Origin of the sequence: Rheinheimera sp. 4Y26 (genome assembly GCF_025245835.1) — a bacterium.
In the GTDB taxonomy this organism is placed as follows: Bacteria; Pseudomonadota; Gammaproteobacteria; order Enterobacterales; family Alteromonadaceae; genus Pararheinheimera.
On record NZ_JAOBWS010000014.1, the window covers coordinates 48,878 to 61,020 of the forward strand.

General features: G+C 50.7%; 13 protein-coding genes. 12 read left to right on the forward strand and 1 reads right to left on the reverse strand.

Features of this window, described 5'->3' with window-relative positions; translation table 11 throughout:
- Nucleotides 1-129: 129 nt before the first annotated feature.
- Entirely contained in the window at nucleotides 130-1,857 is a 1,728-nt protein-coding gene (locus N3Z11_RS15530; protein WP_260658113.1) for a DUF885 domain-containing protein, read from the reverse strand.
- Between the two features lie 328 nt (nucleotides 1,858-2,185).
- On the opposite strand from N3Z11_RS15530, the gene N3Z11_RS15535 reads away from it, so the two are divergent.
- The 12 genes from N3Z11_RS15535 (at nucleotide 2,186) to hemB (ending at nucleotide 12,096) form a co-directional block, all read left to right on the forward strand.
- Entirely contained in the window at nucleotides 2,186-3,202 is a 1,017-nt protein-coding gene (locus tag N3Z11_RS15535) for a GGDEF domain-containing protein (RefSeq protein WP_260658114.1), read from the forward strand.
- Between the two features lie 5 nt (nucleotides 3,203-3,207).
- Nucleotides 3,208-4,293 carry a DNA alkylation repair protein gene (locus N3Z11_RS15540; protein ID WP_260658115.1) on the forward strand — a complete coding sequence of 362 codons (1,086 nt, stop codon included), beginning with the start codon at nucleotides 3,208-3,210 and terminating at the stop codon, nucleotides 4,291-4,293.
- Nucleotides 4,294-4,378: 85 nt separating this feature from the next.
- Complete coding sequence (gene ubiE, locus N3Z11_RS15545) at nucleotides 4,379-5,158, forward strand: bifunctional demethylmenaquinone methyltransferase/2-methoxy-6-polyprenyl-1,4-benzoquinol methylase UbiE (protein WP_260658116.1); 780 nt, start codon at nucleotides 4,379-4,381, stop codon at nucleotides 5,156-5,158.
- 13 nt (nucleotides 5,159-5,171) lie between these two features.
- Nucleotides 5,172-5,807 (forward strand): SCP2 domain-containing protein, encoded by a 636-nt coding sequence (locus tag N3Z11_RS15550; protein WP_260658117.1) that lies wholly within the window; start codon nucleotides 5,172-5,174, stop codon nucleotides 5,805-5,807.
- On the forward strand, nucleotides 5,808-7,436 hold the full coding sequence (gene ubiB, locus N3Z11_RS15555) for a ubiquinone biosynthesis regulatory protein kinase UbiB (RefSeq protein WP_260658118.1): 1,629 nt from the start codon (nucleotides 5,808-5,810) through the stop codon (nucleotides 7,434-7,436). It begins immediately after the preceding gene.
- A 92-nt stretch (nucleotides 7,437-7,528) separates the two neighbouring features.
- Nucleotides 7,529-7,849 carry a twin-arginine translocase TatA/TatE family subunit gene (tatA, locus tag N3Z11_RS15560; protein ID WP_260658119.1) on the forward strand — a complete coding sequence of 107 codons (321 nt, stop codon included), beginning with the start codon at nucleotides 7,529-7,531 and terminating at the stop codon, nucleotides 7,847-7,849.
- Nucleotides 7,849-8,238, forward strand: a complete 390-nt coding sequence (tatB, locus tag N3Z11_RS15565; RefSeq protein ID WP_260658120.1) for a Sec-independent protein translocase protein TatB — start codon at nucleotides 7,849-7,851, stop codon at nucleotides 8,236-8,238. Before tatA ends, tatB begins: the two co-directional genes overlap by 1 nt.
- A complete protein-coding gene (gene tatC / locus N3Z11_RS15570; RefSeq protein ID WP_260658121.1) occupies nucleotides 8,204-8,983 on the forward strand; it encodes a twin-arginine translocase subunit TatC in 780 nt (259 codons plus the stop codon). The genes tatB and tatC overlap by 35 nt, the downstream gene beginning before the upstream one ends.
- Before the next feature lie 13 nt (nucleotides 8,984-8,996).
- Complete coding sequence (locus N3Z11_RS15575; RefSeq protein WP_260658122.1) at nucleotides 8,997-9,515, forward strand: hypothetical protein; 519 nt, start codon at nucleotides 8,997-8,999, stop codon at nucleotides 9,513-9,515.
- Nucleotides 9,505-10,305: a TatD family hydrolase gene (locus tag N3Z11_RS15580; protein ID WP_260658123.1), complete on the forward strand. Its 801-nt coding sequence runs from the start codon at nucleotides 9,505-9,507 to the stop codon at nucleotides 10,303-10,305. Before N3Z11_RS15575 ends, N3Z11_RS15580 begins: the two co-directional genes overlap by 11 nt.
- Entirely contained in the window at nucleotides 10,305-11,108 is an 804-nt protein-coding gene (locus N3Z11_RS15585) for a GGDEF domain-containing protein (RefSeq protein ID WP_260658124.1), read from the forward strand. The genes N3Z11_RS15580 and N3Z11_RS15585 overlap by 1 nt, the downstream gene beginning before the upstream one ends.
- The gene (hemB, locus tag N3Z11_RS15590; RefSeq protein ID WP_260658125.1) at nucleotides 11,092-12,096 is read left to right on the forward strand and encodes a porphobilinogen synthase; all 1,005 of its coding nucleotides are present in this window, start codon (nucleotides 11,092-11,094) and stop codon (nucleotides 12,094-12,096) included. The genes N3Z11_RS15585 and hemB overlap by 17 nt, the downstream gene beginning before the upstream one ends.
- The last annotated feature ends 47 nt before the right edge of the window (nucleotides 12,097-12,143 follow it).

The following is a 12,143-nucleotide window of genomic DNA, read 5'->3' on the forward strand; positions in this document are numbered from 1 at the left end:
CAAGCAATCCAGTCTGAAATCAGCACAGAAAAACGCCGTGCATCAAACACGGCGCCGAGTATAACACTGCGTAACCACAATCCAACGACGCCTGCGCGAATTTCACTACAGGCGTGCTGGCGTGGAGTATTAGGTTTTTTGCTTCCGTTTGATGTAGTTATTAATTTGCTGCTCCAGAATCGGCAGTGGCAGGCTGCCGTTTTGCAGCAGGGTGTCATGGAACTCCCGTACATCAAAGTCGGCGCCAAGCGCTTGCTCAGCCTGTTTTCTTAAGCGTTTGATCGTGATTTCGCCGAGCTTATAAGACAGCGCCTGCGCCGGCCAGCTGATATAACGATCAATTTCTGTGGTGACATTGTGTAAGGACAAAGCACTGTTACTGGCCATAAAGTCGATCGCCTGCTGTCTGGTCCAGCCCATTGTATGCATACCGGTATCCACCACTAGTCGTGCTGCACGCCACATCTCATAGGTCAGCCGGCCAAAGTTACTGTAAGGATCCTGATAAAAGCCAACTTCCAGTCCCAGATATTCAGAATACAACCCCCAACCTTCGCCAAAAGCTGAAGTGTAAAAACTGCGACGATAAGAAGGCAAATCCGTTTGTTCGTTCGCCAGCGCTACCTGCAAGTGATGGCCTGGTACTGCTTCATGCAAAGTCAGGGCTTCCAGCTCATACAGCGGACGCCGGTCCAGTGCATAGGTATTTACCCAATAAAAACCAGGCTCACCGTCACCACGACCACCGGCATAACGGCCTGTGGTGTATTTGGGTGCAATTTCGGCTGGTACCGGCTCCACGCCATAAGGGGTGCGCGGTAATTTTTTAAACAGTTTTGGTAACTGGGCATCGATCTTCTTCGACAAATAGGCCGCTTCTTTGAGCAGTTGCTCCGGTGTTGTGACATAAAACTGCTTGTCAGTACGTAAAAACTGAATAAATTCGGCAAAACTGCCTTTAAAGCCGGTGTCACTAATCACTTTAGCCATTTCAGCCCTGATCCGTGCCACTTCATTCAACCCTATCTGATGCACCTGTGCCGGTGTCATCTTCAGCGTGGTGTAATGCTCCAGCCGGTTCTGGTAAAACTCTGCGCCCTGCGGCAGGGCGATAGCGGCGATATTGTCGCGTGCGCCTGGTAAATACTGCTGCACAAAAAAGTCATGATATTGCTGATAAGCCGGGAAAATCTCTTTGTTGATCAGGTTTTTTGCCTGCTGCTGGTATTGCTGCCACTCGGCTTCAGTCATACCGGCTACAGGTTTTTGTAACGGCCGGAAAAACACCGATTCTCCGGCGTCTTTGGTAATAAAAGAACTGATGCCTTCGGCATATCCTTGCAGCACTGCTTTGGGCTGGGTGTACCCTTTGGCCAAACCTTCGCGCATCCACTGCGTTTGTTGTTGCATATATTTGGGCACGGACGCCAGGCGCTGCAGGTAGTTCTCAACATCTTTTTTGCTTTTCAGCGCAGCACCCGACAGCATAAAGGTCAGATCGCTGTGAAAACCAGACTCAGCGGTCAACGGCATATAATGTGCACCGTAACGGTACTCATCGACATCATTCTGCAGCCGGTACACTAAAATCGCGTGGTTGATCTGCTGCTGTTCTGTCAACGCGCTCAGATCCACAGCTTTTAATTGTGCCAGCAGCTGTTGTCTTTTTTCATCAGCCAGTGCCAGCGCTTGCGGTGACATATCCGGCAGACTGGTTTCACTGCGCGGGCTTATCTCCTGTGCCTGTTGCCATATTTTATCGGCAAAAGTATTAAAGTCTGTGCTGGTCGCAGACGGCTGATTGGCACAGGCGGTTAAAGCTGCGGCGCAAAACAACACCAGTAGTTTACGTTTCATAAAAAGATCCCAAAGAGAAGTGGCCAGCTGATTGTATACAATTCTCTACGTAGCGACGAAACCGCCCGCCTGACAAAATTGCCGTTTGAGCCGATTTTATATCAGCAAATTGGGCAAAGCCGGAGCAAAAAGCAGCAAACAGCTGATAAATTTGTAAAAAAACCACAATTTTTAAAAAAAATCTTGGCGTATGGCAGCGCTGTCGTTATTTTAAAGATGCGAGAAGCTCAAGATGCGCGCCAACCCTTGCGTTCAACCGGCATTTACGTAACATAAGGGCATTCATTTGCGCTAAGTCTATGCAGTATCCATTGGAGTTTTACTTGGCATGATGTATCAGGATTCAATCGATCAGGCGAGCGAAAAAGCTGCTCTTGCAATGGCTTTTTTGCAGCGGCATCGTTTGGCAGCACACCCGGTAAACTTCACCGTTGCTTACGAATATATCAGTGGCGTTCACGCTGCCTTATGCCAGACCGTAGAACAGAAGCTCGAAGCCCGCGTCCATTTTGATGACTTTGTGATGATTGAGCTTTACAGCAATTACATCGTCACCACCAGCAAAGAAAACGAACAACTGGTCAACAGAGTGAACCAGATTGTCAGCAAGTTAAGCGGTACCGCCGATCTTGCCAGTGAAACCATCAATGAATATCTTGAAGTGCTGGATCAAGGCATGCAGCTGCTGAGCAGCAACAGCCTGGTTGACCCTAAAATCACCATGCAACGTATGATGGATGCCACTGTTGAGCTTCGCAGCAGCCAGGAAAAATTACGTGATCAGCTGCAACACTCAGCGGAACAAAGCCAGATTTTACGCACTGAGCTGGAGCAGCTGAAAAAAAGCCGTCAGGTAGACGCGCTGACCGGCTTGTATAACAGGCTCAGTATGCAGGAACACGTCGATGACTGGCTGACCCAGGACCCACAACGCCGCATTGCCGCAATTGCCGTTGATCTCGACCATTTCCGCCAGTTTAATCACGATTATGGCTTTAATATCGGTGATGTGATCCTGTCGAAAGTGGCAAAAAAAATCAGTGCTTATGTGCAGGAAAGTGGCCTACCAGTGCGTGCCGGTGGGGAAGAGTTTTTAATTCTGCTGCCGGATGTGGATTTACGCACCGCCAGCGAAATTGCCGAACAGGTGCGCCGCGGTGTGGAAAAACTGCGTTTTGTGTCATCGCGCAGCAAAAAAGCCTTGCCCAAAGTGACTATTTCGCTGGGTGTGACTTTGTATCAGTCGGAAGAAAACTGGCATCAGTTTCTGGCGCGCACCAGCCAGGTGTTGACCGTAGCCAAAAGACGCGGCCGCAATCAGGTTGCCACTGAAGCCATGCTGTAAGCACCATGGCCGCCGCGCTGCTAAAAGAACAAATCAACAGCACTTTGTTAAACGCCATTGCGGCGCGTTGTCAGCAGTATTATCCAGCCTTTGATACCGCGGCTTTTTTACAAGAGTTCAATGACGATTTTCACGCGCTTGAACTGAAACAACGCATCAACCGCACCGCCAGCTGTTTGTATCAGACGCTGGATTTGCCGTTCGGTGAGGCCTGCGCCGTGCTCAAACCGGTCAGCAGCCATTTTGGCGGTATTCCGGGTTTTATTTTCCCCGAAGTTGTGGCGCAATTTGGCTTACAACAACCTGACATAGCGCTGGATGCACTGGGCCACTTCACTTGTTTTTCCACCAGCGAATTTGCCATCAGGCCTTTTATCCAGCGTTATCCGACACAAACCTTAGACCAAATGCTGATATGGGCAGATGCCGACAACCATCACCTGCGTCGCCTTGCCAGTGAAGGTTGCCGGCCACGTTTGCCCTGGGGCACAGCGTTAAAAACCTTACAACGGGATGCCAGTCCGATTTTGCCGATACTGGAAAAACTCAAAGCAGACCCGTCGGATTATGTGCGCCGCAGTGTAGCCAATAACCTCAATGACATCAGTAAAGACCAGCCCGGGCTGGTGCTGGCGCTGGCTGCCCGCTGGCAAGGGCACAGCGACAAAACCGACTGGATCATCAAACATGCCTTACGTACTCTGCTGAAAAAGCGCCACAGCCAGGCGCTCGCTTTGTTTGGTTATCAAACCCCCGCCCTGCAGGCCAGCCTGAGCCTTGACAGCGCCACAGTGCAGATGGGCCAGCCACTGCAGTTTCAGGTGCAGCTGCAAAGCCAGGCGCCGCTTGGCAAACTGCGGCTGGAATATGCCATCGACTTTGCCGGTAAAAATGGCAACATCCGGCACAAAGTATTTCAGCTGTTAGAACGCACAGTCACCGAACCCGAATTGCAATTGCAACGTAGTTATCGTTTTGTCGACATGACCACCCGCAAACACTATCCGGGGCCACATCAGCTGCATCTGTTTATCAATGGTCAGCCTTATGCGTCTGCCCCTTTTGAGTTACAACCAGCAGAAAGCAGCTAATTTGCAGCATTTACCGCCTTTTGATTGGCGTAACCGGACGGATCTTTTACACTAGCGCCAGTTTCGAGCTGGCAAAGGCCTTATCATGACAGAGCAGCATCAGGATGCAGCAACAGCTGCAGAGCAAAACACCACCCATTTTGGTTTTAAAACAGTCGCAGCCCAGGAAAAAGTCTCATTGGTTGCCAACGTCTTTCATTCAGTTGCCGCCAAATATGACGTGATGAATGACCTGATGTCCCTTGGCATTCACCGGTTATGGAAAAGATTTACCATCGACTGCAGTGGTGTCCGCCCTGGCCACAAAGTGCTGGATTTAGCCGGTGGCACCGGCGATTTAACGGCGTTATTTTCCAGAAGGGTCGGCCCGACCGGCCAGGTAATCCTCGCCGATATCAACGAATCGATGCTCAATGTTGGTAAAGACAAGCTGCGTGATTTGGGTCTGGTTAATAACATCAGTTATGTGCAGGCCAATGCCGAAGCATTACCTTTTGCCGACAACAGTTTTGACATCATCACCATTGCTTTTGGCTTAAGGAATGTCACCAATAAAGACGCAGCTTTGCGCTCTATGTTCAGAGTATTAAAACCAGGCGGCCGCCTGCTGGTGCTGGAGTTTTCCAAGCCAACCGAAGCCTGGCTCAGTAAAGTCTATGATCTGTATTCATTTAAACTGTTGCCAGCCATGGGCCAACTGGTGGCCAATGATCGCGAGTCTTATCAGTATCTCGCTGAGTCTATCCGTATGCATCCGGATCAGGAGACGTTAAAACAAATGATGGATGACGCCGGTTTTAGTCAAACCAGCTACCACAATTTAACCGGTGGTATTGTCGCATTGCACCGCGGTTATAAGTTTTAACAGGGCACTTCAGATGCAAAAAGCCGGGTTGCTGCCGTTTTTTCCGCCGCTGTTGCCACAGCTGCTGCTGAGCATTGCCGAGCCTGTACTGAATAAAGTTGTCAGCATGGACCCGGACGCGCCAGCGCGGCTGCAACAATTGCAAGGCCGGCAACTGGCGGTAGAACTGACCGATATCAAATTACGGCTGGTGCTGACCATACAACCCAACGGTATCTGGCTGAACCAACATCAGGAAAAAGTGGATTGTGCGCTGATCACTAACCTTGAGAGCCTGCGCCAGTTAAAAGACCCAAGTCAGCTAACCCGGCTCATCCGCGAAAATGCGCTGGATATCGAAGGTGATTTGCAGCAACTGCAACAGTTTAATCAGTTTTTTGCCCGCTTAGAACCCGCATGGGCCGACCATTTATCCGGTTATATTGGCGACGCCGCAGCCCATAAAGTTAGCCTGTTGCTCAAACAAACGCAGTTATTGCTCAGTGCCAAACTCACTGAAACAGAGCAGATGCTAACCGAGCTGGCGCAGGATGAATTACAACTCAGCCCGCATCCGGCACAACTGCAACAATTTAGTGCCGAAGTCAGCCAGCTTAGTGCCCGCACTGAACAATTGGCGCGTCAGCTTGCGCTTATCAAGGGGAAATAAGTGAGTCTGAGCCGTTTTTACCAGATCAAAAAAACCTTGTTGCAATATGGGCTGGATGAGCTGATCCCGGCGCAGTGGCAACCCTGGTGGGCCAGAGGTGCCAGACTGTCGTTGTTCTGGTTGCGCAATCAGCATCCGGACAAAAGTCTGGGTGAACGTCTGCGTTTAGCCTTACAGAGTCTGGGGCCGGTCTGGGTAAAATTTGGCCAGATGTTATCCACCCGCCGTGATTTATTCCCGCCTGAGCTGGCAGACGAACTGGCCAAGCTGCAGGATAAAGTGGCGCCTTTTGATGGTCAGGAAGCACAACAACTGATTGAACAGGCACTTGGCCTTGCGCATATCAGCGAGTTATTCAGTGACTTCTCAGTAACCCCCCTGGCGTCAGCCTCCATTGCGCAGGTGCATACCGCTCGTTTAAGGCAGGACGACGGTACTGAGGCCGATGTGGTGGTCAAAGTGATCCGCCCGGGTATTGAAGCGCAAATTCTGGCCGATCTTGACCTGATGGCCGATATAGCCGGTGCCGTGGCGCGTTTTTTACCGGATGGCAAAAGACTCAGACCCCGTGAAGTGGTGGCGGAATACCGTAAAACCATTCTGGACGAGCTGGATTTACAGCGTGAAGCCGCCAATGCCATTCAGCTGCGCCGCAACTTCACCAACTCAGATTCTTTATATATTCCCTTTGTTTACAGTGACCACAGCCGTCCTAATGTGATGGTGATGGAACGGATTTATGGCATCCCGGTGTCTGACATTGCCGCGTTGCAGGCACAAGGCACTGACATGGAACTGCTGGCCAAACGCGGGGTTGAAGTGTTTTTTACCCAGGTATTTCGCGACAGTTTTTTCCATGCCGATATGCATCCTGGCAATATTTTTGTATCGCGCGACACGCCGCACAACCCCAAATATATTGGCATTGACTGTGGTATTGTCGGTACGCTGAATCGCGAAGACAAAAGATATCTGGCGGAAAACTTTGTCGCCTTTTTTAACCGCGACTACCGTAAAGTGGCCGAACTGCATGTAGATTCAGGCTGGGTGCCTTATGACACCAGCATTGAAGAGTTTGAGAGTGCCATCCGCACCGTCTGCGAGCCTATTTTTCAGAAACCGCTGGCCGACATTTCTTTTGGCCAGGTGCTGATGAACCTGTTTAACACAGCACGGCGCTTTAATATGCAGGTGCAGCCGCAGCTGGTGCTGCTACAAAAAACCCTGCTTTATATCGAAGGTTTAGGCCGGCAGTTATATCCACAACTGGATTTATGGAAAACCGCCAAACCCTTTTTAGAAAACTGGGTAAAAGAGCAGATAGGCCCCAAAGCTATGCTACGACAAATTAAAGAAAACCTGCCGTTCTGGGCAGAAAAACTGCCGGAAATGCCAAATTTATTACATGGTTATTTGCAGCAACAACCCAAAGCGCAACAGGCACTGCTGCAACAAATGCAACAACTGCAGCAACGTCAGCTGCAACAGAGTCAGTCGCTCAAACTGGCGGTGCTGGCAAGCGGCGCAGCAGTCAGTGCGGCAGTATTGCTTGCCATTGGCTGGCCTGTACTGGCCGCCACTTTAGCTGTTGGCGCTATGTTTTTTGCAGCAAAAGCGGTATTGTCATAATTATTTCTTACAATACAGCGGACAACTGCCGGGCCTTTGAACCACAGAGGCCGGTTTCTGACAAAACAACTGATAATACAAGGGTCGTTTATATGGGTTTTGGTGGTATTAGTATTTGGCAACTGCTGATTATTCTGGTGATTATTGTGCTGTTATTCGGCACTAAAAGACTGCGCAATATCGGCACTGATTTAGGCTCAGCGATCCGCGGTTTTCGCAGCTCATTAAAAGAAAACGACAGCGAAAATACCACTGAAACAGACGCCACTTTTCCTGAAGCGCGCAAAGAAGTCACCAACAACCAAAACACAGCCGCACCTGCTGCACAAGCCACGCCTGTTGCGCCCACCACAACCTCAGCAACACCAGCGCAGCCTGGGGCCAATAACAACAGCGGCGCAGAAAAACACTAATGAGCTTCTGGGAACTGGTTTTATGTGGTGTAGTGGCGCTGATAGTGCTGGGGCCTGAACGGTTACCCGGCGCTATCCGCAGTGTCAGCCAGTTTATCAATGGTGTGCGTCAGTTTGGCCAGCAAATGAAAGCCGAGCTTGGTGACGAAATCCGCGCCCATGAGCTGCATCAGAAACTCAAAGATGCAGAAGAAAAAGGCTTGTTAAACCTGACACCGGCTGAGTTAACCGCGCTGGCACAACTGCGTCAGGCGGCCGCCGACGTAACCAACCCGTACGCCGGCACCCAAACCGGCACCACAGCCCCTGCCGCTGAAGCCACAGCGGAACCAACTGCAGCCCCCACTGAACATAATGAACAAAAAAACGACAAGCCCGTACAACCCTAACAGCCTGATGGGCCATCTGATTGAACTGCGCAACCGCTTGCTGAAAAGTATTGCTGCTGTGGTGCTGGTGTTTTTGTCTTTGGCTTATTTTGCCAATGACATTTACCACCTGCTTAGTTTGCCGCTGATGAAAGTGCTGCCGCAAGGCGCCAGCATGATAGCCACAGATGTGGCGGCGCCGTTTTTTGCGCCCTTTAAACTGACCTTTATTGTGGCCTGTATTCTGGCGGTGCCTTATATCCTGTTTCAAATCTGGCGTTTTGTCGCGCCTGCGTTATACACCAGAGAAAAACACCTGATAGCGCCGCTGATTGCCTCCAGCACTGTGTTGTTTTATGCCGGCATCGCTTTTGCGTACTTTTTTGTATTCCCTATTATTTTTGGTTTTTTTACCAGCGTGGCGCCTGAAGGTGTCACCATAGCCACCGACATCAGCAGTTATCTGGATTTTGTGTTAAAGCTGTTTTTTGCCTTTGGCCTCAGCTTTGAAATCCCGGTCGCCATTTTACTGCTGATTTGGACGGGCGCCATGAGCCGGCAGGACTTGATTGAAAAACGGCCTTATTTTATTGTCGTAGCCTTTATTATCGCGATGTTTCTGACGCCACCAGATGTGTTATCACAAACCTTGTTGGCCGTGCCTATGTGCCTGCTGTATGAACTGGGCATCTGGATGGGACGTTTTTATCAGCCCAAAGCTGACGAAACAGAAACTGACGAAGAAGCGGAACCTCCGCACCAATAACTCAAGGATTTTTATGAAGTTAAATCAGGCCCTATTGCTGATCTTGTGCGTCACCCCACTGACAACGGTCGCCGCAACTGACGCTCAGCTGCGCAGCCAGTTGCAACAGTGCCGGCAACTGCAACAAGACCAGCAACGTTTAGCCTGTTTTGACCAAATCCAGTTACAACCGGTTACAGCACCTGTCTCTTTACCGCCGCCGGCCAGCCAAATGCCGGTCACTGCAGCGTCGGTCGCACCTGCCCCCCAGGTAGCTGCCAATCCGGAAGCCGCCTTTGGTGCGGAAAAACTGAACAATGTGGGACCAGAAAAAGCCGAAAAAATCAGCAGCGCCATTACAGCTGTCGAAAGCAATGCCTTGAAAAAACTCACGCTGACGCTTGAGAACGGCCAACAATGGCGCCAGATTGACACTGACTATATCCGCATTAACGTGGGCGACACCGCCACTATCCGTCGTGCCGCTTTTGGGTCGTTCTTGCTTGGCACCGACAAAGTCAACAAAACCATCCGGGTTCGTCGTGTTAAATAACGGCTTACGCTGGTTTGATGCCGGCGTAAATTTATTCAGTGCCCAATATGACGCTGACCGGCCCCAGGTGATGCATAACGCCAGCGCCGCCGGTGTTGACACCATGCTGCTGATTAGCAGCGATTTGGCCGAAACTGCCGATAACCTGAGCTGGTGTCAAAACCATCACAACTGCCTGACGACGGCCGGCGTGCATCCTCATCAGGCGGCCGCTGTGGCGCCAGACTGGCAAACTCTGCTGGAACAGCTGCTCAAGCTGGAGCATGTCGTGGCTGTGGGTGAATGTGGCCTTGATTTTAACCGGATGTTCTCGCCGCAGGCGCAGCAAATTCAGGTCTTTGAAACCCAGCTGAGCCTTGCCAAAACAACAGGCAAAGCGGTGTATCTGCATGAAAGAGACGCCTTTGACAGCCAAATCAGTTTGCTGAAACAACATCAGATCAGTCACGGCATCGCCCATTGTTTTACCGGCGATACCACACAGCTGAAAGCTTATCTGGATTTGGGTTTATATATTGGCATTACCGGCTGGCTTTGTGATGAACGCCGCGGTCAATTGCTGCAACAGGCTATGGCTTATCTGCCGGCCGACCGGCTTATTTTAGAAACAGATGCACCTTATTTGCTGCCACGCAATCTGGCAAACAAACCTAAATCACGACGCAATGAACCGGCTTTTATCAGCGCCATTGCAACTCAGTTATCCGACCTGACCGGCTGGTCTGTGGCTGATATTGCCAGACATAGTGAGCACAATGCCCGCCAGTTATTTCACCGGGAGCACAGCTGATGACAATGCCCGATTTCACGCTGTTATTGCAGCCGCTGCAACTGTACCCCTGGCACTTTGTGGTGCTGGCGTTTTTGGGCGCTTTGCTTGGTGCCGCTTTATTTGCCGTGCTGGTTTATCGCCGTCAGCTGAAATGGCAGCAGGACACCGCCGAGCAGCTGGAAGAAAACATTCAGACCCGTACCTTTGAACTGCAGGTGGCACTGAATGAGCTGGCCGACAAAAACCGCATTCTGGAAGAGCAAAATACCCAGGATGCACTCACCGGCGTGCGTAACAGGGCTTATTTTGACAAAAAAATTCAGGCGGAACTTAAACGCAGTCGCCGTGAACAAAGGCCTTTGGCTTTAGTGATGCTTGATATCGACCATTTTAAACAGATTAACGACAACCATGGCCATCTGGCCGGTGATGCCGTGATCAAAGGTGTGGCAGAAAAGATTGCCCGGTCACTCAAGCGCAGCAGCGACTATGTTTGCCGTTATGGTGGTGAAGAATTTGCGCTGATTTTACCCAACACCGACGCTGCCGGTGTGTTTGAGCTGGCAGAACAAATCCGCCTTAGCATTGCCGCTCATCCCTTTGATACTGAAATTGGCCCATTGCCGGTGCAGATCAGCGCCGGTTGTTATGCCGCAGTGGCCGCACCTGACATGGTCAGTACAGATTTTATTCACGCAGCTGATCAGGCGCTTTACCAGGCAAAAACGGCCGGCCGCAACCAGGTGATCCTGGCGGCAGCTTCCGACCCAGCAGCCCCTGTTCCTGCCCCAGAAGGAAACCCCGATGAACTCGTCCAGTAGTTATTTCCCGGCCAGCCGTCTGCGCCGGATGCGTCAACATGACTTCAGCCGCCGTTTAATGGCTGAGCATCAGCTGACAGTCAACGATCTGATTTATCCGATGTTTATTATTGAAGGCGACAATAAACGCGAAACTATTGCTTCTATGCCCGGTATTGAACGTCTGTCGCTGGATTTATTACTGGAAGAAGCCAAAGAGCTGGTGGCACTTGGTATTCCGGCAATAGCACTGTTTCCGGTCACACCACTGGAGAAAAAATCGTTAATGGCCGAAGAAGCCTATAACCCGGACGCTTTAGCACAGCGTGCTGTGCGTTTGTTAAAACAGCATGTGCCTGAACTTGGCATCATTACCGATGTGGCGCTGGACCCTTTTACCACCCACGGTCAGGACGGCATTATTGATGAAAGTGGTTATGTGCTGAATGACGTCACCACCGACATTCTGGTGAAACAGGCGCTGTCACATGCACAAGCTGGTGCCGATATTGTGGCTCCATCTGACATGATGGACGGCCGTATTGGCGCTATCCGCGAGGCTCTGGAAGCCGAAGGTTTTCACAATACCCGTATTCTGGCTTATTCCGCCAAATATGCCTCGGCCTATTATGGCCCGTTCCGCGATGCGGTAGGCTCTGCCGGCAACTTAAAAGGCGGCAATAAAAAGTCTTATCAGATGGACCCTGCCAACAGCAACGAAGCGTTACGTGAAGTTGCTCTGGATTTGGAAGAAGGCGCTGATATGGTGATGGTCAAACCTGGCATGCCATATTTAGACATAGTGCGCCGGGTCAAGGACGAGTTTGGTGTGCCCACTTTTGCCTATCAGGTCAGCGGTGAATATGCCATGCATATGGCCGCCATTCAAAACGGCTGGCTGGCTGAAGAAGCTGTGGTGATGGAATCTTTATTGGCCTTTAAAAGAGCAGGAGCCGATGGCATTCTGACTTATTTTGCCAAAAAAGCAGCGATTTGGTTAAAAGGTTAAAGCAGCGGTCACTGCGGTGAAGTGGCTGACAGAACCAATAAAAAAGC